20 protein-coding genes and 1 tRNA gene are annotated in these 25,000 nt (G+C 36.5%); 5 read left to right on the top strand and 16 right to left on the bottom strand.

The annotated features are described in order from the left end of the window. Window positions 1-36: 36 nt before the first annotated feature. Window positions 37-1,569 (bottom strand): type VI secretion system contractile sheath large subunit, encoded by a 1,533-nt coding sequence (gene tssC, locus H3S88_RS07135; RefSeq protein WP_198228575.1) that lies wholly within the window; start codon window positions 1,567-1,569, stop codon window positions 37-39. A 74-nt stretch (window positions 1,570-1,643) separates the two neighbouring features. Then, a complete protein-coding gene (tssB, locus tag H3S88_RS07130) occupies window positions 1,644-2,144 on the bottom strand; it encodes a type VI secretion system contractile sheath small subunit (RefSeq protein ID WP_198228577.1) in 501 nt (166 codons plus the stop codon). A 1,069-nt stretch (window positions 2,145-3,213) separates the two neighbouring features. On the opposite strand from tssB, the gene H3S88_RS07125 reads away from it, so the two are divergent. The 4 genes from H3S88_RS07125 to H3S88_RS07110 are packed head-to-tail and all read left to right on the top strand — an operon-like array spanning window position 3,214 to window position 6,651. Further along, window positions 3,214-4,056 carry a metal ABC transporter substrate-binding protein gene (locus H3S88_RS07125; protein ID WP_232352536.1) on the top strand — a complete coding sequence of 281 codons (843 nt, stop codon included), beginning with the start codon at window positions 3,214-3,216 and terminating at the stop codon, window positions 4,054-4,056. After that, window positions 4,056-4,946 carry a manganese/iron ABC transporter ATP-binding protein gene (locus H3S88_RS07120; RefSeq protein ID WP_198228579.1) on the top strand — a complete coding sequence of 297 codons (891 nt, stop codon included), beginning with the start codon at window positions 4,056-4,058 and terminating at the stop codon, window positions 4,944-4,946. The genes H3S88_RS07125 and H3S88_RS07120 overlap by 1 nt, the downstream gene beginning before the upstream one ends. Window positions 4,947-4,948: 2 nt before the next feature. Continuing rightward, window positions 4,949-5,818: a metal ABC transporter permease gene (locus tag H3S88_RS07115; RefSeq protein WP_370528591.1), complete on the top strand. Its 870-nt coding sequence runs from the start codon at window positions 4,949-4,951 to the stop codon at window positions 5,816-5,818. Continuing rightward, window positions 5,815-6,651, top strand: a complete 837-nt coding sequence (locus H3S88_RS07110; RefSeq protein ID WP_198228583.1) for a metal ABC transporter permease — start codon at window positions 5,815-5,817, stop codon at window positions 6,649-6,651. Before H3S88_RS07115 ends, H3S88_RS07110 begins: the two co-directional genes overlap by 4 nt. A 65-nt stretch (window positions 6,652-6,716) precedes the next feature. On the opposite strand, the gene dnaB is transcribed toward H3S88_RS07110, so the two are convergent. Genes dnaB through H3S88_RS07095 form a run of 3 tightly spaced genes read right to left on the bottom strand, consistent with a single transcriptional unit; the run spans window position 6,717 to window position 10,014 of the window. Further along, entirely contained in the window at window positions 6,717-8,141 is a 1,425-nt protein-coding gene (dnaB, locus tag H3S88_RS07105) for a replicative DNA helicase (protein ID WP_065738779.1), read from the bottom strand. Between the two features lie 45 nt (window positions 8,142-8,186). Next, window positions 8,187-8,978, bottom strand: coding sequence for a tRNA pseudouridine(38-40) synthase TruA (gene truA / locus H3S88_RS07100; RefSeq protein ID WP_198228585.1), 792 nt, complete (start codon window positions 8,976-8,978; stop codon window positions 8,187-8,189). Then, window positions 8,965-10,014 (bottom strand): aspartate-semialdehyde dehydrogenase, encoded by a 1,050-nt coding sequence (locus tag H3S88_RS07095; RefSeq protein ID WP_198228587.1) that lies wholly within the window; start codon window positions 10,012-10,014, stop codon window positions 8,965-8,967. The genes truA and H3S88_RS07095 overlap by 14 nt, the downstream gene beginning before the upstream one ends. A 294-nt stretch (window positions 10,015-10,308) precedes the next feature. Between H3S88_RS07095 and H3S88_RS07090 the strand changes: the two genes are divergently transcribed. Continuing rightward, window positions 10,309-11,355 carry a LacI family DNA-binding transcriptional regulator gene (locus tag H3S88_RS07090; RefSeq protein WP_198228589.1) on the top strand — a complete coding sequence of 349 codons (1,047 nt, stop codon included), beginning with the start codon at window positions 10,309-10,311 and terminating at the stop codon, window positions 11,353-11,355. Window positions 11,356-11,424: 69 nt separating this feature from the next. Here the strand turns inward: H3S88_RS07090 and truB are convergent, their stop codons facing one another. The 11 genes from truB to H3S88_RS07035 all read right to left on the bottom strand — a co-directional run bounded on the left by truB (window position 11,425) and on the right by H3S88_RS07035 (window position 24,609). Beyond that, window positions 11,425-12,327, bottom strand: coding sequence for a tRNA pseudouridine(55) synthase TruB (gene truB, locus H3S88_RS07085; RefSeq protein WP_198228590.1), 903 nt, complete (start codon window positions 12,325-12,327; stop codon window positions 11,425-11,427). Between the two features lie 67 nt (window positions 12,328-12,394). Then, complete coding sequence (gene rbfA, locus H3S88_RS07080) at window positions 12,395-12,772, bottom strand: 30S ribosome-binding factor RbfA (RefSeq protein ID WP_039127604.1); 378 nt, start codon at window positions 12,770-12,772, stop codon at window positions 12,395-12,397. A gap of 65 nt (window positions 12,773-12,837) precedes the next feature. Continuing rightward, window positions 12,838-15,543 carry a translation initiation factor IF-2 gene (infB, locus tag H3S88_RS07075; protein ID WP_198228591.1) on the bottom strand — a complete coding sequence of 902 codons (2,706 nt, stop codon included), beginning with the start codon at window positions 15,541-15,543 and terminating at the stop codon, window positions 12,838-12,840. A gap of 17 nt (window positions 15,544-15,560) precedes the next feature. After that, window positions 15,561-17,036 carry a transcription termination factor NusA gene (gene nusA, locus H3S88_RS07070; RefSeq protein WP_039127608.1) on the bottom strand — a complete coding sequence of 492 codons (1,476 nt, stop codon included), beginning with the start codon at window positions 17,034-17,036 and terminating at the stop codon, window positions 15,561-15,563. A gap of 16 nt (window positions 17,037-17,052) precedes the next feature. Further along, window positions 17,053-17,514, bottom strand: coding sequence for a ribosome maturation factor RimP (gene rimP, locus H3S88_RS07065; RefSeq protein ID WP_039127611.1), 462 nt, complete (start codon window positions 17,512-17,514; stop codon window positions 17,053-17,055). A gap of 193 nt (window positions 17,515-17,707) precedes the next feature. Then, window positions 17,708-17,784 (bottom strand) — tRNA-Met (locus tag H3S88_RS07060). Between the two features lie 208 nt (window positions 17,785-17,992). Next, window positions 17,993-18,799 carry a tryptophan synthase subunit alpha gene (trpA, locus tag H3S88_RS07055; protein ID WP_198228592.1) on the bottom strand — a complete coding sequence of 269 codons (807 nt, stop codon included), beginning with the start codon at window positions 18,797-18,799 and terminating at the stop codon, window positions 17,993-17,995. Continuing rightward, window positions 18,796-19,989 carry a tryptophan synthase subunit beta gene (gene trpB / locus H3S88_RS07050; protein ID WP_232352533.1) on the bottom strand — a complete coding sequence of 398 codons (1,194 nt, stop codon included), beginning with the start codon at window positions 19,987-19,989 and terminating at the stop codon, window positions 18,796-18,798. The genes trpA and trpB overlap by 4 nt, the downstream gene beginning before the upstream one ends. Before the next feature lie 25 nt (window positions 19,990-20,014). Next, complete coding sequence (gene trpCF, locus H3S88_RS07045) at window positions 20,015-21,397, bottom strand: bifunctional indole-3-glycerol-phosphate synthase TrpC/phosphoribosylanthranilate isomerase TrpF (RefSeq protein WP_232352534.1); 1,383 nt, start codon at window positions 21,395-21,397, stop codon at window positions 20,015-20,017. Window positions 21,398-21,412: 15 nt separating this feature from the next. Next, a complete protein-coding gene (gene trpD / locus H3S88_RS07040; RefSeq protein WP_198228594.1) occupies window positions 21,413-23,047 on the bottom strand; it encodes a bifunctional anthranilate synthase glutamate amidotransferase component TrpG/anthranilate phosphoribosyltransferase TrpD in 1,635 nt (544 codons plus the stop codon). Then, window positions 23,047-24,609 (bottom strand): anthranilate synthase component 1, encoded by a 1,563-nt coding sequence (locus H3S88_RS07035; RefSeq protein WP_198228595.1) that lies wholly within the window; start codon window positions 24,607-24,609, stop codon window positions 23,047-23,049. Before H3S88_RS07035 ends, trpD begins: the two co-directional genes overlap by 1 nt. Window positions 24,610-25,000 lie beyond the last annotated feature (391 nt).

Genomic DNA, 25,000 nt, shown 5'->3' with positions numbered 1-25,000 from the left:
ACCCTGATACTCCAGTTTTTTCCTATAAAATCGATATTAATTTTTAGCTTTTGGCATTTGTGAAACCATTGATAAATTAATATCCATCCCTTCTATCTGGAAGTGAGGAACTAAGAATGTCTTAACACGGAAAAAGCCAGGATTATCTTCAATGTCTTCAACAATTACTTTTGCTTCACGTAATGGGTGTGATGCTTGAACTTCATCACTTGGATCGGTCATTTCTGTAACAAGATTACTAATCCATCTGTTGAGTTCAAGTTCAAGTACTCGGCGATCTTTAGTTGCACCAATATTTTCACGTTGAATAACTTTAAGATAATGAGCTATACGTGATAATAAGAAAATATACGGTAAACGAGAATTAATTCGACTATTTGCAGTTGCTTCTTTAGTATCGTAAAGCGTTGGTTTCTGTGTTGAATTAGCAGAAAAGAAACATGCATAATCTCTATTTTTATAGAAAGATAATGGTATAAAACCTAAATTAGCAAATTCAAACTCACGAGTTTCTGGAATAAGAACTTCAGTTGGAATTTTAACTTGATTACCAGTTCCTAAATCATAAAGATGAATTGGTAGATCTTCAACTAAGCCACCAGCTTGTGGACCGCGAATTTGAACACACCAGCCATTACGGACAAAGCTTTGTGCCATATTTGCAGCAAAAGCATAAGATGCATTAGCCCAAAGGTAACGATCATGATCAAGACCTTTAACATCTTCAACATAGTTAAAACTACGAACAGGAACAGTATCAGGTCCATATGGTAAACGTGCTAATACACGAGGTAAAGTTAACCCAACATAACGTGAGTCATCCGTTTCACGGAAACTATTCCATTTTGTATATTCTGCACGATCAAAGTAGTTTCCAATATCTTTGATTGCCGCAACTTCTTCCATTGTCTCTTTACCGAAAAATTTTGGTCCAGCAGAGCCAACAAATGGCATATGCGCTGAGGCAGCAACCTTAGAAATATTACGTAATAAAGCGATATCTTGTGAACTACGATCAAATTCATAATTTGAAATGGTCACACCAATTGGTTCACCACCTGGTGTATCATATTCCTGAATATAAGTGTGTCTGTAAAAACCTGATTGGGAAATTTCCGGTGCATCTTCAAAATCTTGACGAAGATCTTCTTTAGATATATCTAGCAATTCAATTTTTACATTTTGACGGAAATCGGTACGATCAACTAAAAATTTTAGACCACGCCACGTTGATTCAATTTCTTGAAAGGTTTTATCATGCATCACAACATCAAGTTGGCGACTTATTTTTTGGTCTATTTGGCTGATATGATAATCAAGTAAATGCTTATCTAACTTTTCGATTTTTTGAGAGGAACCTTGTATTAACTGAAGCAGTATATTAACAGCCATTGTAACACGTTCATCTTGAGAAGTTTCAAACAAAACCTCATTGTCTTCATATTTATCAATATCACTTACTTTTTTAATTGTATTTAAATTTATTTTATCAAATAAAGATTGGTAAACACTTCCTGTTTCTTGTGTAACTGTCTCTACAGTAGCTTTATTCTCTTGCTTTTGTTCCATTGTTGTTCTCTCGTAATACTTATCTTTAAGACACTAAATTGTCATTAATTTTTTGAACTAATTCTTATAAAAAACTATTTCGTACTTTCAGATACAATTGCTTCTAATTCAGCTCGTAGCTCATCAGACAATTGTTCATCCTTAACGATTTTTTCAAGTTCATAACGAAATGTTGCGTTATCGAGCAGATTAGATTTTAAATCTCTTAGTAAATTGCGCATTGCAAGCAAAGAGCGTAACTGAGGGATTTTCTTAGCGACTTGTTCTGGAGAGAAATCATTCATTGATTCAAAAGAGAGATCGACATTGACATCACTACCATCATCAGCAAGCGTATTAGGAACGGTAATTGTTGCTTCAGGTTTAAAGTCTTTTAATACTGCATCAAAATTATTCTTGTTGATAGAAACTTTTTCTTTTTCTGAAAGAGTACGTTTATCTTTACCACGACCATAATCACCAACAGATAAAATTTTTAACGGTAATTCAACTTTCTTTTTAGCCCCACCGGTATGAAGATCTAGTTGAATATTAACACGCGCAGCAGGTACTTCATTTTGATAACTATTAGACATTTTAATTCCTTAATTTCCCTATTTTTTATAAATCTTAGAGGCGAGATCAATTATTGATTCGTTTCTGCTTGGAATTTACACTAATTAAAATCAATTTACAAGCTTCATTAATAATTTTATTTAATTTTTTTTTAAAAAAAAAGTTCTTATATCCATTAAATAAAATTAGAAATTAAGGAACTTACTGTAAATATTAAGTTTTTTTTTAATAAATTCTAAGAAAATTTATTTATAAATAAATAATTTTCACATGAAAAAAATTCAATCAAACATTCAATCAATAATGGCACATCTTAAAAAATGACCATTTTATATAATAACCTAATAATTTGTATACATTTTTTGATAAATATAAATTTTGCGACAATAAGTATAAAAATTAGAAAAGCTTATTAGTAATATTGCTTTCAATTTTCAAATTTATTTATTTGGACTAATGAGAACATTTTTCAATTTAACTACTACTTTTAACAAAAGTAATTTTATTTTTTCTGAATGGTTAATATTTATCCAATAATTTGTTAAGGTTGGCGATACTGTACTTTTAACTATCTTATATATTATAAATAATAAATGCAGTCATTATTATTTTATTAATAAATGAGGTTACATGTATTGTCATATAATTAAGTAGTTATTAAATATAAATGTTTTTATATTGGTTAATAGTTAATATTTTCACGTATGCTTTTCTATAATATCTATCATTCATATAGTTGGAACAATCTACTTTTAATTCAAATTTTATATACAATAAGTTATCTTTAAAAATTAAATCGTTCAATTTTACAAATTTTAGAAAAAAAGTTTGACTTTTATCTATTAGGTGATAATAATTCTCATTAGCATTTAAATTAATGAAATTTTAATAACAAATTAAACGTCCAAAGAATTATCAGTAAAACGGATTTTACTTTTTTAAATCATCAAAACTCTCACTGATTTTCTATAATTTGCTTCAATTTGATTATATATTAAACAAAAGGAGTCGCTAATGAAGTTTAATTATTTTAAACGGCGCAAAACCCTACTATCAGTAATACTATCATCTTTGCTCGTTCTTACAGGTATGTCCGAGTCATCAGCAGCAGAAAAAAAATTTAAAGTTGTTACCACATTTACCGTTATCCAAGATATTGCCCAAAACGTTGCGGGAGATGCTGCAACTGTTGAATCAATTACTAAAGTAGGCGCCGAAATACACGAATATGATCCGACTCCTCAAGATATTACTAAAGCGCTTTCAGCCGATCTAGTTTTATGGAATGGACTTAATTTGGAACTTTGGTTTAAACGTTTTTTTGAAGATATTAAGGATGTTCCATCAGTTATAGTGACAGAAGGCATCGAACCGATGCCAATCCAAGAAGGTAGTTATAAAGGGAATCCAAATCCTCATGCATGGATGTCACCGACACTTGCTTTAACTTATATTGAGAACATTCGTGCAGCCTTTGTTAAGTATGATCCTAAAAACGCCACTATCTATAATAAAAATGCGCAGGATTATGTTGCTAAAATCAAAGCTCTTGATGCCCCACTGCGTGAGCGTTTGGCTAAAATTCCAGAAGCACAACGTTGGTTAGTGACAAGTGAGGGGGCATTCAGCTATCTAGCTCGTGATTATAATTTAAAAGAAGCCTACTTATGGCCAATCAATGCTGAACAACAAGGTACACCAAAGCAAGTTAAAAATCTTATTGATTTAGTTAGAGCGAATAAAATTCCTGTTGTTTTTAGTGAAAGTACAATTTCTGATAAACCTGCAAAGCAAGTTAGTAAAGAAACGGGCGCTAAATACGGTGGTGTGCTCTATGTCGATTCGCTTTCAACAAAAGACGGTCCTGTTCCAACCTATATCGATCTTTTAAAAGTCACGGTTGAAACCATAGCTAAAGGATTTGAGAAATAATGACACAAATATGCTTAAATGTTAATGATATCACGGTAACATACAATAATGGTCATACTGCAATTCATGACGCTAGTTTTCGCCTTAATGGCGGTACGATTTGTGCACTTGTTGGAGTGAATGGTAGTGGAAAATCCACGTTGTTTAAAAGTATTATGGGCATTATTCGCCCAACCCGTGGGCAAGTAACATTTAATGATATTTCAGTTGCTCAAGCATTAAAGCAAAACATCATAGCTTATGTTCCACAAACGGAAGAGGTTGATTGGGATTTTCCTGTTTTAGTATCAGATGTCGTTATGATGGGACGTTATGGTCATATGTCGTTTTTTCGTATCCCAAGTAAAGAAGATAAAAAACAAGTTGATATTGCACTTGAACGCGTAAATATGCTGGATTTTAAGCATCGCCAAATAGGTGAGTTATCAGGAGGGCAAAAAAAACGTGTTTTTTTAGCAAGAGCTTTAGCGCAGCAAGGTAAAGTATTGTTACTAGATGAACCCTTTACAGGAGTTGATGTAAAAACTGAAAATGCCATTATTGATTTATTAAAAGCTCTGCGAAAAGAAAACCATCTTATTTTAGTTTCTACCCATAATTTAGGTAGTGTGCCAGAATTTTGTGACCAAGTCGTATTAATTAATCAAACAGTATTAGCTTTTGGACCAACCGAAACTACCTTTACCCCTCAAAATTTGATAACGACTTTTGGTGGTGCATTGCGCTATCTGAGTTTGTCTGGCGAAAAATTACATCAAGATGAAGATCCCCGTAAAGTATCGATCTTAACTGACGATGAACGTGCGGCTATTTTTTATGGTGAAGGTAAAGATGATTCCCCACACCAAGATTTGTTGGTCGATGCCCAGTCAAATCAAGCAAAAGGATGACAATAATGGAATTCTTACTTGAGCCATTTACCTATGATTTTATGCTGAAAGCTATTTGGGTGAGTAGCATTGTTGGCGCTGCTTGTGCTTTTTTATCAGCCTTTCTAATGTTGAAAGGTTGGTCATTAATGGGGGATGCATTGTCACATTCGGTTGTCCCAGGCGTAGCGGGGGCTTATGCGCTTGGTTTACCTTATTCGGTCGGAGCTTTTTTTACGGGATTACTTGCAGCGTTATCTATAACTATCATTCGTGCCATTACACGCTTAAAAGAAGATGCCATTATCGGTTTTATTTTCTCGACTTTTTTTGCAATTGGATTATTAATTATTTCGCTAAATCCCACCTCTGTTAATGCGCAAACTATTATTTTTGGGAATATTTTAGGCATTGATGATAGTGATATGTGGCAGGTACAAATCATTATTTTGATTTCTTTGGTTTTGTTACTCCTTTTTTGGAAAGATCTGTTAGTTGTATTTTTTGATGAAATCCATGCACGATCAATTGGTCTAAAGCCTTTGCATTTAAAAATTCTTTTTTTCACTATTTTGAGTGCTTGTACTGTCGCAGCTCTACAAACAGTTGGTGCTATTTTGGTTATTGCTATGGTTGTCACTCCCGGAGCAACCGCTTATTTGCTAACAAATCGATTTTCAAGGCTGTTAATTATTTCCGTGGTAATTGGCGCATCGTCCAGTGCGATTGGTGCTTGGTTTAGTTACTTTTTGAATGGTGAAACTGGTGGCGTTATTGTTACACTGCAAACATTGATTTTTATTGTGGTCTTTTTGTTTGCACCAAAACAAGGTTTAATCTCAAACCGTTTACGAATAAGACAAAGCCGATTAAATAACGGGGCAAATATATGACAGATTTATTAGAATATCTTTATTATCCTTTTACTCTGCCTCTTATGCAACGTGCCATTATTGCGGCACTAGCCACGGGTATTGTTTGTGCTCTCCTATCATGCTTTTTAGTGTTAAAAGGCTGGTCATTAATGGGAGATGCCATATCACATGCAGTATTACCGGGCATTGTACTTGCGTATTTAGCAGGGATTCCGATTATCATAGGTGCATTTGCCTCAGGATTATTGTGCTCGGTTGCCACGGGTTATATTAAAGAAAATAGCCGAATAAAAGAAGATACAGTAATGGGAATTGTGTTTTCGGGAATGTTTGCGTTTGGTTTAGTACTGTTTTCAAAAGTAGATACATCACAACATTTAAATCATATCCTATTTGGTAGCGTGCTAGGCACGAGTTATGCTGAGTTAGAACAGATTATGTTAATTGCAGGGATAGTATCAGCAATAGTAATCGTCAAGCGTCGTGATTTACTGTTATATTGTTTCGATCCGATTCAAGCCAAAGTGGTAGGTTTACCGGTAAAATTATTACATTATGGATTACTTTGTGTTTTAGCTTTAACTATCGTCAGTTCTTTAAAAACAGCTGGCGTGATTTTGGTTATTGCAATGCTGATAGCACCGGGCATTATTGCATTTTCGTTAACTAAACGTTTTGAAAGGATGCTATTGATAGCAGTAATTGTTTCGATATTTTCAACTGTTATTGGAACACTAATTAGCTTCTATTTAGATGCATCGACCAGTGCATGTATTGTAATTTTGCAAGCCATTATCTTTTTAGGCGTGCAGATTTACCAATTTATAGTAAGGCAAAGTGTTAGGAATTAATGAGAAATGTTAGGTATAAGCGTGAGTATAAATTTACCCACGCTTATTGCGGTGATTGGCTATAATTATTCATCATCCATATATTTGCTGGAATCGGCATAATTATCAAATCGAGAAAAGTGGCCTTGGAACTTTAACCGAACTTTACCAATTGGACCGTTTCTCTGTTTACCTAATATAATTTCAGCAATCCCTTTATGTTCAGATGCCTCATTATAAACTTCATCACGATAAATAAACATAATGACGTCAGCATCTTGTTCAATAGAGCCCGATTCACGTAAATCTGAATTCACTGGACGTTTATCCGCTCGTTGTTCTAAACTACGGTTTAGCTGTGATAGAGCTACTACCGGAATTTGTAACTCTTTTGCTAACGCTTTTAATGAACGTGAAATTTCGGCAATTTCGAGAGTTCGGTTTTCAGAAATATTTGGCACACGCATCAACTGTAAGTAATCAACCATGATCATACTTAAACCTTTATGTTCACGATAAATACGTCTAGCCCGTGATCGCAGTTCCATTGGCGTTAAACCTGCAGAATCATCAATATAAATATTTTTCTTTTCAAGTAATAATCCCATCGTACTGGAAATTCTTGCCCAATCATCGTCTTGCAATTGTCCTGTTCGAATGCGTGTTTGATCAACACGCGATAACGAGGCAAGCATACGCATCATAATTTGCTCTGATGGCATCTCTAAACTAAATATTAGTACGGGTTTTTCTTGCGTCATTGCTGCGTTTTCACATAAATTCATTGCAAATGTGGTTTTACCCATTGATGGTCTTGCAGCAATAATAATTAAATCTGAACGTTGTAAACCAGCCGTTTTTTTATCTAAATCAATATAACCCGTTGAAACGCCCGTCACCCCGTCATGTGGACGTTGGAACAGTTCTTCAATTTTAGCAACCGTTGCTTCAAGCACTTCAGTGATACTTTTTGGACCTTCGCCCTGTTTGGTTCGACTTTCAGCAATTTGAAAGATTTTACTTTCTGCTAAATCTAATATTTCGTTACTATCTCGACCTTCTGTGGCATAACAGTTATCAGCGATTTCATTTGAAGCGCTAATTAATTCACGCAAAATTGCCTGCTGTCGAATAATCTCACTATAAGCAACCACATTAATCGCACTTGGCGTGTTTTTAGAAAGCTCAGCTAAGTATGCAAATCCACCCACATCAGTTAATAGATCTTTGCTCTCTAAGCTTTCTGATAAAGTGATTAAATCAATCGGTGTACCTTTGCTAATCAGCGAATGCATTTCTGAAAAAATCAGTTGATGATGGCGCGAATAAAAATCACGATCCATAATCATTTCAGCAACGGTATCCCAACGTTGATTATCAAGCATCAAACTACCAAGTACAGCTTGTTCTGCCTCAATTGAATGCGGAGGCATCTTGATATTATGTAGATTTGATTTTTTCGACTCTTGATTTCTAGAATCTCTGTTTAAGCTTGTTTCATCTGTATTCATTACGTTCATCTTTTTTTAAACTAATTTATCGTTAAGTTTATTCACTTACGCTAAAAATAATGGCCCTAATGCAAGATTAGGTATTTGATACTCATCCGGATAATCCACTTGAACTAAATATAATCCTTCAGGTTTAGCGGTTGCTGCCGCTTGAGTCCTGTCTTTTACTTGTAGAAGTTCATTAATCCATAATGGCGGTTTATTGCCTACGCCAACTTCAAGTAAACTACCTACTATATTGCGAACCATATGGTGAACAAATGCATTAGCTTTAATATCAACGATGATATATTCGCCCTGCCTTGTTACTTCAATATGATGAATATTACGCCAAGGTGTTCGTGATTGACATTGTGCCGCTCTAAATGATGAAAAATCATTTTCACCTAATAGATACTGTGCGGCTTGATGCATCAATGCCTCATTCAAAGGCAAATAATAGTGTGAAACACCTTTGGCCAAAATTGCTGGACGATAACGGTTATTATAAATGACATAACGGTAACGTCGAGCTGTTGCACTAAACCGGGCATGAAAGCTATCATCGACCACTTGCGACCAACGCACGGCAATATTTATCGGTAAATGTGCATTGACCCCCATTGTCCAAGCAGTTTCAGATCGTATAGCTTGGGTTTCAAAATGCACAACTTGTCCTGTTGCGTGCACGCCCGCATCGGTTCGACCTGCACAAAATAGGTTTATTGGCTCATTAGCGACAGTCGATAATGCTGATTCTAATCTTGCTTGGATAGAATCAACTGATTGCTGACGTTGCCAACCAAAATAGCCACTACCATCATATTCAATACCTAAAGCGATTTTAGAGGTAGTCATTAATTAGGATCTCAAGCGTTTCTATCAACATTAATGCACCTAAATAGCGAACATTGTCAGCTACTGACCAAAATTGAATTTGTTCATAATGCCCATAACTATGCCGTAAATTAGACAATTTTATTGTCAATTGAGATTCTGATTCGGCACTGACTTCCGTAACGGGTGTTGGTAAGTTACCTTCTTGTACCTCAACACCATATTCACCAAATCGCGCCATATCTAATTCAATCGGTAAGCTACTCGATACATTTATTGCTTGTGCAAGCCCATAAAATACCGGCACCACAACTGATTCAATCGAAACCGGTAAATCATAATTATTAAGAACTTTGCGGATTTGATTAATCTGTGATTTTTCACCTAAAGCCACATCATCACGTTCATGTGATATTGGTAATAAATTAAAAGCCAATTGTTTATCAAACAGTTCATTATCAACTGGCATACCATTAAGTAGACGTGCACTTTGTCCTGCTAGTTCATCAACACCTGGCTTACCGTAGAGTGATGCAGGAATAAAACTGGTTGCATGTAAATTGGTTAATAATTCAGTATCTGTTAACGATGCCACACAACGCAATAACTGACATACCGTCGCACTTGCCACTGCAACAATATTATCATTACGATATTCAGTTAACACATTGTTGTTAACTTTAGGTACAATTAATGGAATATGATCTTGAGTAGCAAAATAACCACTGGCATCAATAACAACGCAACCAGAATCGGTCGCTACTTGTGCATATTTTTCACTCGTTTTTGCACCAGCAACAAAAAAGGCAAAATGGCACTGACTCCAGTCCATTTGTGCACTATCAATAACCGTTAAGTTTTTACCCGCAAAGCGCACAATTTCGCCAGCACTATTATCACTTCCAACTAAATAAAGATTTTCAATCTGAAAATTATGTTTTTGAGCACTATCAGTTTGTGCTTCGTCTATTTGAACACAATGTTCTTGTAACAATTCAACTAGCGCAGAACCTACTTGTCCTGTCGCACCAACAATCGCAATATTCCATGCAGACATATTTAATAACCCAAATAAAAAAGTTTAGTAGTAATTATATCACTATATCTTAAATATAGCGGAAAAAGATACTTCGCAATGATATTGGCATTTGTTCTTTTTACCATTATTCATATAAAAGGAGTTGATTAGACTAGGTTTTAAAAAAAACTTAACGTCAGTTTTTAATAATTTTTTTATAACTCTAATAAATTTTTTGGAACATTGATCGACAAAAACAATCTTTCTCAGTTACTAATTAAATATACATCGTAAAATTAAAACGATTATAAAACGAATTTAGAAACATCTACCATGGCAAAAAAAACATTATCAACCATTGCTAAACAAGCCAATTTATCCATTGCTTCCGTGTCGAGAGTTTTAAAAAAACCACATTTAACCTCACCCATGACACAATCTAAAGTTTATCAAGCCATTGAGGAGCTCAACATTGATATTCATAATAATTTTAAACCACATAATGATCATAATAGCAGTAATAAAATATTAGTGTTGGACAATCAATTTATCACAAGAACATTAATCAACTACGGTTTAGAGCAAACGTTAACTCAAACTGGTTTTGCAATTTTTTACTTTCGCTTTCCCTATCAAACAAAAAAAGACATCCATTATTTAATCAAATACATTAGTCAAAATTCCTTTGCTGGTATTTTAGTTATTAATGATGCGCCTTATTTGCAGGAACTTGAGCATTTTAAGAAAGCTTTACCGCCTATTGTGTTAGTTAATCACTTTTCTTTAAACTTTATATGTGTTCATTTTGATCATTTAGTGATTGGACATCAAATAACCCAATATTTGCTCAATAATTCTCACTCAAAAATTGCAGTGCTATTTAATGATAACAATAAAATCAGTTCAACACTTTTTTTACAAGGCTACAAACAAGCTTTATTAAGAGCAAATATTACCATTAACAAAGACTATCTTATCGAAGATTGCTTTACCTATGAACATGGCAGAGCGGCGATTAAACAATTAATAAATAGTAACCATCCCCCTACCGCTATTATCTGTTGTGATAATGTTAATCTAAATTATTTAGATGAAAGATTTCAAAACCATCCATCTTTTTCAACAAATTATAGTGTTATCTTAGGCGCATTACATCAAGCAAAAGAGAGTGAAATTCAGCTACCTCAACCGATTACAATAACTTATCTTAGCCACTCAACAGATAGGCAATACAATGAATTAGATAAGCTAAGTCGTGTTAATAAACCCATGTATAAAATGGGTCAAGAAGCCGCAACCTTGCTTTGCCAATATATAAGAAATGAATTAGCTACAACTAAACGCTACCATATTATTGAAACAGAGACATTTTTTTATTAAAAATAGTAAATTATTCTGTGTTAACTTAACTCAATTTAGCCAATTCATTCACTTAAACATGATTAAATATTATGAAGTTGATATTAATCGTTTTGGCGATAATTTATTAAACAGTTGTATTCCCGCTCCAATAAATTGTTCATCTTGATAGATTCTTACCAATGTTTCAACTGCTTTACTAGTATCAAGTTCAATCGTTCGACCCAATAAAATATCATCACCTTGAGCATGTGTCAGTATTACTTTAGGCCAATCTTGTAATGGACTATCTACGGGCATTAAGAGGTGATCTCTATCGTTCATCTCTTCTAATGTTTCTAACGTGACCATATTTTCAATAGGATAGTTGGATACTTGCAAACGTCTTAAATAAATAACGTGTGCACCACAACCAAGTCGTTCACCCAGATCATCAACAATTGTGCGGATATAAGTTCCTTTAGAACAATGTATCTCTAACGTCAATTCGTTTTTTTCAACATCAAATTGAATAAATTCATTTTTATAAACAGTGATAGGTCTAGCTTCGCGATCAATTATAATACCTTGACGAGCATACTCATAAAGTGGCTTACCTTGATATTTTAACGCTGAAAACATTGTTGGTACTTGTAAAATATCACCACGAAAATGTGTTAAAGCTTCATTGATTTGCGATTCAGTTATATCAACTGGTTTGGTGCTAACTATTTGACCATCAGCATCAGAAGTATCAGTTCGTTCACCAAGTTTAGCAATGACACGATAGCACTTATCAGAATCTAACAAATATTGAGAAAATTTGGTCGCTTCACCAAAGCAAATTGGTAACATACCCGTTGCTAATGGATCAAGCGCTCCGGTATGCCCTGCTTTTTTCGCATTAAACAATCGCTTTACTTTTTGCAACGCATCGTTTGACGTCAAGCCTTGTGGTTTATCTAGCAATAAAACGCCGTGAAGATCACGGCGAGTTTTTTTTATATTCATCATCTTTTTATACTGAAACGTATAGTTAACCTGAAACTTTTTTACAAAAAATTAGAAGTTATTTGTAAAATTAATCTTTATGACGCTCATTATCTTGCTTAATAACATTCGTTACTAAATTAGACATATGCATACCTTTTACCAGAGACTCATCGTAAAAGAATTTAATCTCAGGAATAATACGTAAGCTCATGGCTTTACCAATTAAAGTACGAATGTAGCCTTTCGCATCATTAAGCACTTTTAAACCTTGCTCGATAACTTGCGGGTCTTCATCATTTAAAAAAGTTACAAAAACTTTAGCGTATGAAAGATCACGTGAAATATCTACGCCAGAAACCGTTACCATACCTAAACGAGGATCTTTAATTTCTCGTTGCAAGATGATTGCAATTTCTTTTTGTAATTCATGTCCGACTCGAGATGAACGATTAAATGCTTTTGCCATATCTATTTTCCTTTAAATATAAATAAGCAAGGCTTAAACCTTGCTTATAAAAGACAGCGTAATGACTAAATCGTACGTTTGATTTCGATAGTTTCAAACACTTCAATAGTATCGCCAACGCGAACATCATTATAGTTACGTACACCAATACCACATTCCATACCATTACGAACTTCGTTGACGTCATCTTTAAAGCGACGTAATGATTCAAGTTCGCCTTCATAGATAACCACGTTATCACGTAATACACGGATTGGATTATGACGTTTCACCACACCTTCCGTTACCATACAGCCAGCAATCGCACCAAATTTTGGTGATTTAAAGACATCACGTACTTCGGCAAGACCAATGATCTCTTGTTTGTACTCAGGTGCAAGCATACCGCTCATTGCTTGTTTAACTTCATCAATAAGATCATAAATCACTGAATAGTAGCGTAGATCTAAGTTTTCGGTTTCAACAACTTTACGCGCAGATGCATCAGCACGTACGTTAAAGCCTAAAATAATTGCATTAGATGCTGCCGCAAGAGAAGCGTCAGTTTCAGTGATACCACCTACACCTGAACCAATAATTTTAACTTTAACTTCATCGGTTGATAGTTTAAGTAATGAATCGGAAATTGCTTCAACCGAACCTTGAACATCTGCTTTTAACACGATATTGAGTTCAGATACATCACCTTCGGTCATGTTGGTGAACATGTTTTCAAGTTTCGCTTTTTGTTGGCGAGCTAATTTCACATCTCGGAACTTACCTTGTCGATAAAGCGCAACTTCACGAGCTTTCTTCTCATCACGTACAACAGTTGCTTCATCACCCGCTGATGGCACACCAGATAGACCAAGAATCTCAACTGGGATAGATGGACCAGCTTCAGTCACTTCTTTACCTAATTCATTGCGCATTGCACGAATTCGACCATACTCAAATCCACAAAGTACAATATCGCCTTTACGTAATGTACCTGATTGAACCAGTACGGTAGCAACAGAACCACGACCTTTATCAAGGAATGATTCAATAACAACACCACTTGCCATTCCAGTTTCGTAAGCAGTTAATTCAAGTACTTCAGCTTGTAATAAGATCGCTTCAAGTAGTTGGTCGATACCCGTACCTGCTTTAGCTGAAACATGAACAAACTGAGTATCACCGCCCCAATCTTCTGACATAACGCCATATTGAGCCAATTCGCCTTTTACACGCTCAGGATCGGCTTCAGGTTTATCAATTTTATTTACAGCAACAACAATTGGCACATTCGCTGCTTTAGCATGCTGAATAGCTTCAATTGTTTGTGGCATTACACCGTCATCAGCAGCAACAACAAGTACCACGATATCGGTCGCTTTCGCACCACGAGCACGCATTGAAGTAAATGCCGCATGGCCTGGGGTATCTAAGAAAGTGATCTCACCATTTGCAGTTTTAACATGATAAGCACCGATATGCTGAGTAATACCACCCGCTTCACCTGATGCTACTTTCGCTTTACGAATATAATCAAGTAACGATGTTTTACCATGGTCAACGTGTCCCATAATGGTTACAACAGGTGCACGTGCAACTTTTTCTGCGCCAGTATCACGATCGCTCATAAGTGATTCTTCAAGCTCGTTTTCACGACGAAGTACCACTTTATGTCCCATTTCTTCAGCAACAAGCTGTGCTGTTTCTTGATCGATTACTTGGTTAATGGTTGCCATTGCGCCCATTTTCATCATGGTTTTAATGACTTCTGAGCCTTTAACAGCCATTTTATTGGCTAATTCAGCAACGGTAATTGTTTCACCAATCACAACATCACGGTTAACCGCTTGTACTGGTTTATTAAAGCTTTGTTGCAATGCGCTTTTACCTTTCTTTTTATGACCACTTCGGGTAACAGCTCGCGCTTCTTCACGTTCAGCTTTACCTTCAGAAAGTTTGCTACCTTTTTTCTGCTTAGTTTGTTTACCGTTGCGACCACGTCCTCGAGAGCTTTCTACTTCACGATCGGTATCGTCTTCAGCGGCTCTTGCATATTTAGAAGTGGTAACATGATAATCATCATCATCTGAATTATCAGTCTCATCCGTATCATTGTATTGTTCTGCTAATTTACGTGCTTCTTCAGCCATACGTTTAGCGTCTTCTTCAAGTTTACGACGATTTTCTTCTTCTGCTTTTCGTTTAATTTCGTTAGCTTCGGCTTCTAAACGAGCCTTCTCTTCTTGTGCTTTTTTCACTTTAGGATCCACAGGGTGCGCTTGTTCTGTTTTTGCTACTTGCTTAGCTTTTTCTTCTTCAGCCTGAGCTTGTGCTTGAGCCTGAGCCTGAATTTCGGCTTGTTTTTTAGCTTCTTCTTCACGTTTTTTGGCTTCTTCTGCAGCTGCTAATCGCTCTTTTTCTTCCGCTTCTTGGCGGGCTTTCAATTCAGCTTCTTGCTTAATTTTTTCGGCTTCAAGACGAGCTTTCTCTTGTTCTGCTACAAGTTCAGCCGGATCGCGCTTGACAAAAGTTCGTTTTTTACGAACTTCTACTTTAATTTCTTTGCTTTTACCACCAGCACTTGACACATTTAAAGTTGAATGTGTTTTACGTTGCAGCGTTAATTTGGTCGGACCTTGCTGAGGATTTAAATGCGCAAGCAAAGCTTCTTTTTCCTTTTGTGTAACAGTATCAGATGCTGTTTTTTTCATACCTGCATCGGCAAACTGTTGCAAAAGTGTTTGCACTGGAGTATTTATTTCCTGAGCCAGTGTTTCGATTGATACTTTGGTCATGTATAACTTTCCCTCAATTATTCATTTGCAAACCAACAAATATTACGTGCAGCCATAATAAAATCGCCAGCTTGTTTGCTTGTTAAACCTTCAATGTCGGCTAGATCGTCAGTACCTTGTTCAGCTAAATCTTCCAAAGTAGTTACGTCATGTTGTGCTAATTGATAGGCCAATTCTTGTGTCATACCTGCCAAATCTAATAAATCTTGAGCAGGTCTTTTGTCACCACTCGTCGCTAATGCCATTGTGGTTAATGCATCCTTTGCTCGACTTCTTAATGCTTCAACAAGTTCTTCATTAAGTTCTTCAATTTCAAGTAATTCATCAACAGGTACATAAGCAAGTTCTTCCAATGAAGTAAAGCCTTCTTCAACTAATAGTTGTGCAAGATCTTCTTCAATATCTAAATGCTTCATGAAATTACTAATTGAAGCAAAAGATTCTGCATGATGTTTTTCTTGTAAATCTTCGGTACTCATAACATTTAATGTCCAGCCCGTAAGCTGTGATGCTAAACGAATATTTTGCCCATTTCGACCAATTGCCTGTGGCAACGTATCGGCATTAACGGCGACATCCATAGTATGTTTATCTTCATCAACAACGATTGACACCACATCTGCAGGCGCCATAGCGTTAATTACGTATTGTGCTGGGTTATCATCCCATAAAACAATATCGATTCGCTCACCACCAAATTCATTTGATACCGCTTGAACACGTGCACCACGCATACCAACACAAGCACCGACTGGATCAATACGACGGTCATTGCTGCTAACTGCAATTTTGGCACGCGATCCTGGATCACGAGCAACACCTTTAATATCAATCATCTCTTCACCAATTTCTGGCACTTCGATACGGAATAATTCTTCCATCATCTCAGGATTAGAACGACTGATACAAAGTTGTGCTGGTTTGTTATCTTGTTCAACAAGATATAAAATACCACGAACACGGTCACCAATACGAAAGTTTTCACGTGGTAACATGTCATGACGTAACATCATTGCATCGGCATTATTACCTAAATCAAGAATTACACTATCACGGTTAGTTTTCTTGACAATACCCGTTACGATTTCACCAATGCGATTTCTGAACATGTCAATTACCATGGCTCGCTCAGCTTCACGTACTTTTTGTACAATAACTTGTTTCGCTGTTTGGGTAGTAATACGGTCAAATGCTACTGATTCAATCTGTTCTTGAACATAATCACCGAGTTGTACTGATGGATCTTCGTATTGTGCTGCTTCTAATGTTATTTCTTTCGTTGGTTGAGAGACATCACTCACAACATGCCAACGACGGAATGTGTCATAATCGCCTGTTTTATGGTCGATTTTTACAATAACGTCAATATCCACATTCTGTTTCTTTTTAGTGGCTGTTGCTAATGCTGTTTCTAGCGCTTCAAAAATTTTGTCACGCGTTAGTGCTTTTTCATTTGATACTGCTTCAACAACAGCTAAAATTTCTTTATTCATCCTTTACACCCGTACTCTATTTAAGGTTAAAATTAGGTACTATGTTTGCTTTCTGTATATTACTAAAAGCAAACACTTCATTATTATCTTCCACCGTTAATGTAATCATGTCATTATCAATGGATTTTATCCTACCTTTCCACTTGCGACGATTTGCAACAGGAATGCGTAAACTAATAGTGACTTCTTCACCAATAAAGCGTTGATAATGTTCAAGCGTAAACAGAGGTCTATCCATACCTGGCGATGAAACTTCAAGGTTATAGGCGTCTTTGATAGGGTCTTCAACATCAAGTACTGCGCTAATTTGTCGGCTAACATCAGCACAATCATCAACAGTTATACCATTTTCATTATCAATATAGACTCGAAGTACAGGATAACGACCACGAATGTATTCAACGCCAACTAACTCAAAACCAAGTGCATTTACTGGTTCTTGAATGATATCAGTTAATTGCTGTTCTATATTAGCCAAACAAACCTCCACTGCAGAAAATAAAAAAGGGCATAAAGCCCAACATTCTTTTTAAACTTACGCTTAAAATCACAACACGAAAAAAAACCTCGACATGCGAGGCTACATTTAAAAAACCAATTATAATGAAGCCACTTGAGTTGAACTTTCATGCAATAAAAAGGGTTGATTGATTTATGAATGAAAATTTAAGTGGTTGCGGGGGCTGGATTTGAACCAACGACCTTCGGGTTATGAGCCCGACGAGCTACCAAGCTGCTCCACCCCGCGATAGATGACTGAGAATTATACTTCTTTTTGGATAAAATGCAACTTAAAATCACGCTCGTTTTATCAATTATGCTTAAAGTTGTTAAAAATAACACACTATAACTTTGCTTGTGCATTCAGGTAAATTAAGCATAATTGATTACCTAATATTGGTATAAAAATCCATAATTCAAGTTCATTATACCAATGATAGTTCTTTTAAATAAGATTACTTGCTTGTCGCCTGTTTCATCATTTTAACAAAGCTCGCTAATTCACTCAGCATTTTATCTGTGTTATCCAGATTATGCTCAATAATTTTAACTGTAGCCGAACCAGCAATAGCCCCAGCAGCACCCGATTTAATGGCTTCACTGACTTGGAACGGTTCAGAAATACCAAATCCTTGAATCGCTGGCGGAGCACCATATTCATGCAATTTATCAAGTAAATGGGTTAAAGGCTTATTAGCACGATTTTCAGTACCGGTTACGCCTGCACGCGATACCAAATAAGTATAGCCTTTACCTTGTTTAGCAATATTCTTTATCACTTCATCATCTGCATTAGGCGGACAAATAAATATTGGGTCAATTCCATGTTTTTCAGCAGTATCGGTAAATTCTGGCGCATATTCCACAGGTAAATCAGCAATTAATACTGAATCGACGCCCGCTTTGGCACATTTAGCATAGAAGTTATCAATACCATTTTTGAACACCAAATTAGCATAAATTAGCAAACCTATTGGGATATCAGCATTTTGCTTTCTTATTTTACTTAAAATTTCAAATGATTTTTCAACGCTAATGCCACCTTTAAAAGCACGGATATTGGCATTTTGAATGGTTGGACCATCAGCCATTGGATCTGAAAATGGGATACCTAATTCTAAGGCGTCAGCACCTGCATCAATCAAGGTTTGGATAATTTTTAGCGAAAGGTCAGGTGTTGGATCGCCAACCGGTACAAAAGGAACAAATGCACCACGTTTTTCCGCTGCTAAAGTTGCAAACAGTTTTTGATAACGGCTCATTGTATTTCTCCTTTTGCTTTTAAAACATTATAAACAGTAAATATATCTTTATCACCACGACCAGATAAGTTAACAATTAATAGTTGTTCTTTGTCTGGGTTTTCTTTAATCATTTTCATCGCATAGGCTAATGCATGTGATGATTCAAGTGCGGGGATAATTCCTTCATGACGGGATAACTCTTTAAACGCATCAAGTGCTTCATCGTCAGTAATCGAAACGTATTGCGCTCGGCCAATGCTATCTAAATAAGCATGTTGTGGACCCACTGCTGGAAAATCAAGTCCTGCCGAAATTGAATAAGACTCTTCAATTTGCCCTTCGTCAGTCTGCATCATTGGAGTTTTCATTCCAAAATAGATGCCTAGTTTACCATGTTTTAATGAAGCCCCATGCTCGCCACTTTCAATACCATGTCCGCCGGGTTCAACACCAATTAATTTAACGGATTTATCATCAATAAAGTTAGCAAACATACCAATTGCGTTAGATCCTCCACCAACACAAGCAATGACAGCATCAGGCAGACGGCCTTCACGCTCTAAAATTTGCTGTTTAGCTTCACGGCTGATCATTTGTTGAAATTCACGCACAATAGTTGGGAAAGGATGGGGTCCCGCTGCTGTACCAAGCATATAGTGAGCGTGTTCATAACTACCAGACCAATCGCGTAGCGCTTCATTACAGGCATCTTTCAACGTTGCAGAACCTGTTTCAACCGGGATCACTGTTGCGCCCATAAGCCGCATTCTAAAGACATTAGGTGCTTGACGTTGAACATCTTTAGCGCCCATATAAATTCGGCATTTTAAGCCTAATAGAGCACAAGCTAAAGCGGAAGCAACACCATGCTGCCCTGCTCCAGTTTCGGCAATAATTTCAGTTTTACCCATGCGTTTAGCCAGTAAAGCTTGACCTAATACTTGATTGGTCTTGTGTGCCCCACCATGCACTAAATCTTCTCGTTTTAAATAAAGTTTCGTTTTAGTTCCTGCCGTTAGATTTTTACATAATGTCAGCGCGGTTGGTCGACCCGCATAATTAACTAATAGATCATTAAACTCTTTTTGGAAATCTGGATCATGTATCGCTGATAAAAAAGCTTGCTCAAGTTGTTCTAGTACAGGCATTAATATTTGGGGGACATATTGCCCACCAAATTCACCAAAATAAGGATTTAATTTAGACATAACCATTCCTTTTTATAATTAAAAATTAAATTTGTTCAAATACTGCGTTGATTTTCTGTTTATCTTTGATACCAGGTGCCTGTTCAACCCCTGAATTGAGATCAACCCCGAGTACACTGGTTGCAATAGCTAACTTAATATTTTCTGGATTGATGCCTCCAGCTAAAATCACATTACTTAACTCATGATTATCAAGTAATGACCAATCAAAACTTTTACCCGTTCCCCCCGCACCATTGTCAAATATATAACGTGAAACTAATGGATTATGATGCTCTGGGACTGTGCCATCAATACTTAATGCTTTCCAAATTTGGCAGGTTAAAGGTAACTTTTCGCGTAAAGCTTGTATGTAGTTAGCATCTTCTTTACCATGCAATTGCACTGCATAAAGAGATAACTGCTCAGCAATTTGACATACTTCATCAATGTCTTGGTTTTTAAAAACGCCCACCCAATTAAGAGGTGCTGCCGACATTACGCTACGGGCAATATTTGGTTGAATATAACGCGGTGAACTGCTGACAAAAATCAACCCGCCATATACTGCTCCAGCTTGGTAAACATTGACCGCATCTTCGGCACGAGTTAACCCACAAACTTTATTTTCGCCCAACACGACTTTGCGAATGGCTAAATCTAAATTAGGCTCTGACATCAACGCGCTGCCAATTAAAAAGCCTTTAGCATACTGGCGCAGATCCTTTACTTGACTATGGGTATAAATTCCTGACTCGCTAATCACAATACGATCATCAGGGATCGTTTTCGATAAATCTTTAACTCGGTTTAAATCAACGGTTAGATCGCGCAAATTACGATTATTAATACCTATGACTTTCGCCCCTAATTTAATTGCCCTTTCTACTTCACTTTCAGTACTCGCTTCGGTTAAAACGCCCATATTAAGTCGATGAGCAACCTCACTTAACTGTTGATACTCGTCATCTGTCACGACTGATAGCATTAATAAAATGGCATCAGCTTGGTAATAACGAGCCAAATAGATCTGGTATTCATCAATAATAAAATCTTTACAAAGTACCGGTTGTGTCACCTCATTACGTACAATTGTCAAAAATTCAAAGCGACCTTGAAAATATTTTTCATCGGTCAAAACCGAAATAGCCGATGCATAATTTTTATAAATTTTAGCAATATTGGCGGGATCAAAATCCTCACGAATTAATCCTTTAGATGGCGAAGCCTTTTTACACTCTAAAATAAACGCCGTTTTAGCTTGATTTAAAGCTTGATAAAAATCACGATCACTGGGTTTCACCTCCGATTTAAAAATTGCAAGTGGCGTAGCTGCTTGCTGCTGAGATAACCAAATCTGCTTATCATGAATGATCTTTTTTAATACTGTTGCCATTTCAACATTTTTGGCTAATGCTGCAATTACCATATTCTTCTCCATCTATTATCTTGCTGCTAACTTTTGCAATAACTCGTAAGATTTACCGCTATGCATCATATCGATCGCGCGTTTAGCATTCTGTTTAAGGTCAGCTTGACCAAACAAACTCATCAACATCGCCACATTGACAGCAATTGCTGCTTCGTGAGCAGGTTTACCATGACCTTGTAAAATCGCAATTAACATATCACGATTCATCTCTGGTGTACCGCCCTCAATATCTTTTAGTGTATAGGTTGGTAAACCAAAATCTTCTGGCGTTAAAGTAAAATAACGAATTTCGCCGTTTTTAACTTCCCCTACTTGAGTAGCACCATGAATCGCTACCTCGTCCATACCCGCCCCATGTACCACATAAGCATGAGTATAGTTAAGCATTTTTAATGTTTCTGCAATAGGTTGGATTAAATCAGGATGATAAACCCCTAATAAAATACGTTTAGGGCGAGACGGATTAATTAATGGTCCTAATACATTAAAAATAGTACGTGTTTTTAACTGTTGTCGTACTGGTGCTGCATGACGGAACCCAGAATGATATTGCTGGGCAAACAAGAAGCAAACACCTAGTTCATCTAGAGCTTTACGTGATGCTTCGGCTGGCATATTTAATTTAATGCCTAAAGCAGATAACACATCAGAAGATCCCGATTTGCTCGATACACCGCGATTACCATGTTTTGCCACTTTATAACCCAATGCAGCGGCTACAAAGGCACTGGCAGTTGAAATATTAATACTGTTCGTACCATCTCCACCCGTACCGACTATATCGGTAAAATCATAATCTGGTATATCAAAACTATCGGCATTTTCAAGCAAAGCCTGCGCTGCACCTGCAATTTCATCTGGTTTTTCGCCACGCACTTTCATACTGATGATAGCCGTTGCTAATACCGTTGGTTCAATTTTACCTTGAATGATGAGGTTGAAAAGTATTTTGCTTTCTTCCTGCGCAATTGTTTGGCCTAAATACAATTTATTTAATATTGGTTGAATATTGTATTCTTGCTTATCAACAATTGCTTTTTGCTGATTAGGCTCGGCTCTTTTTTGTGGTGAATTAAGTGCCCAAGCTATGGTTTGCTCTAATAGTTTTACACCTTGAATGGTTAAAATCGATTCCGGATGAAACTGAAAACCACAAACTCGATCTTCATCATTGCGTACAGCCATTACAATATTGTTGCAAAGAGCATTGATCGTGAGCGTTTTGGGAATATTCTCACCTTTTAAAGAGTGATAACGAGCGACTGGCAATGGATTAGGCAATCCTGCAAACATCGCTTGCTCATCATGCTCAATAAGCGATGCCTTACCATGTAAAATATCACCCGCTGGCACAATACTGCCACCATAGGATTCAACAATAGCTTGATGCCCAAGGCAAATACCAATGATCGGTAATTTACCTTTTAACCGTTTTAACAGTTCAGGCATAGAGCCCGCTTCGCTCGGTGCGCCAGGACCTGGAGATAACATCAAAATAGGATTTTGCATTTGTGATAATTTTTCGATAATCACATCGGCAGGAATCGTATTACGATAAACAGTCACACAATGTTTGCTATTACGTAATTGATCAACCAAGTTATAAGTAAATGAATCAATATTATCAATAAATAAGATATTAGCCATTAGAATACACCTTCTACATTATGTGCTGCCATAATTGCCCTAACTACTGCGCGAGCTTTATTACGTGACTCGTCTGATTCGGACTGAGGATCCGAATCCAACACCACTCCCCCACCCGCTTGCACCGTGGCTATGCCATCTTCAACATAAGCACTGCGAATCACAATACAGGTATCAAGATCACCATTTGCGGTAAAATAACCTACTGCTCCGCCATAACTACCACGTTTCACTTTTTCGGATTCAGCAATTAATTGCATTGCACGCACTTTTGGTGCGCCAGTTAATGTGCCCATATTCATCGTGGCTTTATAAGCATGTAATGCATCTAAATCCTGCCGTAACTGTCCCACAACTCGCGAAACCAAATGCATCACAAACGAATAACGATCGACTTTCAACAACTCTTTGGTATAACGTGTACCCGGCTCACAAATACGGGCTAAATCATTGCGGGCTAAATCAACCAGCATTAGGTGCTCGGCCAACTCTTTTTTATCGGTTCGCATCTCAAGTTCTAAACGACTGTCTAAATCATGGTCAATATCGCCATTCGCGGTCAGACCACGTGGGCGTGTGCCAGCAATAGGGTAGATTTCAACTTGATTGGTAGCCTTAGTATATTTAAGTGCACTTTCAGGAGAAGCACCAAATAACACAAAATCTTTATCTTGCATATAAAACATATAAGGACTTGGATTATTGGTTTTTAGTACTTGATAAGCTGATAACGGTTTGGGGCAAGGCAATGTAAAACGTCTTGATGGTACTGCCTGAAAAATCTCGCCTTGCTGAATGGCATCTTGCATTTTTTTTACGATGGTATTGAAATCATCATCGCTCTTATTGCAACTTACATCGATTTTGGCAAGCGATTGGCTATCAATTGGCTTCATCGGTTTGCTTAACGTTGTTTGCAGCTCATCTAACCTATGTGTTAATCGTTCAATTTCTTTAGTGTTAGACGTAAATGCGGTTGCTTTTAAAATGGATAGATGATCTTTATGATTTATTTCTAATAGTGTTTCAGCTAAATAAAAACAGAAGTCTTGGCAACGCTGTTCAGAAGATAAAATTGGTAGATTTTCAAATCCCGCGACCAGATCATAACAAAATAATCCGCCAATAAAAACCGCATCTGGACTGGAATTTTCTGGCACATTAACGACTGTTAACAAGGTTCTTAATGCATCAAATACCGACAAAGATTTCAAACGTGAATCCTCATCTTGCAGATGATCAATGTCAGGAAAAACTAACGTTAATGTTTGCGCATTAGCGAATGTTTTAACTACTTTATCGTCAACGGCTTGTTGCAACAAAGGTAATAGTTTTTCACCATTGGTTGTTAACGCTTCAATAGTGACTTTGGTATTCAGCGCTGAAATGCGCAAAGCACTATCAACAATCATCACACTTTTAATGCCTTGCTTATTATCAATTTCAGCCGATTCAAGCAGCAATGTCGCAGGTCGACTATCACACAATTGATAAAACACCTGAGTCGGATCTTGATAATAACCGATGGTTTTGGTTATTTGAGTTAATGTTGGCTTATTCATTGTTGACTCTCTATGTTTAAATTTTTATTCAGACTAATTCTTTTAATATCCTGAAACTAAAAAACCCGCACTAAGCGGGTTTTGCGAAAAAGACCATCCATCATCACATTACCCGCAAAATGAACCACACCACCAACCAAAGTAAGTGAATGGACGAGTAATAAGATGTAAAGATTGTATTTTCATAATGTTATTGGTATAAAATAAATTTTGTACTATTAAACTAGTTCAATGATGCAATGTCAAGTGAATATTTTATGTTCGATGAATAAAAATTAATTTTTATAAAATAAAAAAGCGCGTTGATTAATATGAAGTGACCCCATAAAGTTGGACACTTTTATTAAGCGGCTTGTAAGGCCTGATTTCGATATTCAACCGGAGTCAGGCC

It is taken from the genome of Gilliamella sp. B14448G11, from assembly GCF_016101765.1.
GTDB classification, from domain to species: Bacteria; Pseudomonadota; Gammaproteobacteria; order Enterobacterales; family Orbaceae; genus Gilliamella; species Gilliamella apicola_N.
Note: the sequence above shows the minus strand (reverse complement) of the source record. Positions and strands in the feature narration are given on the sequence as shown.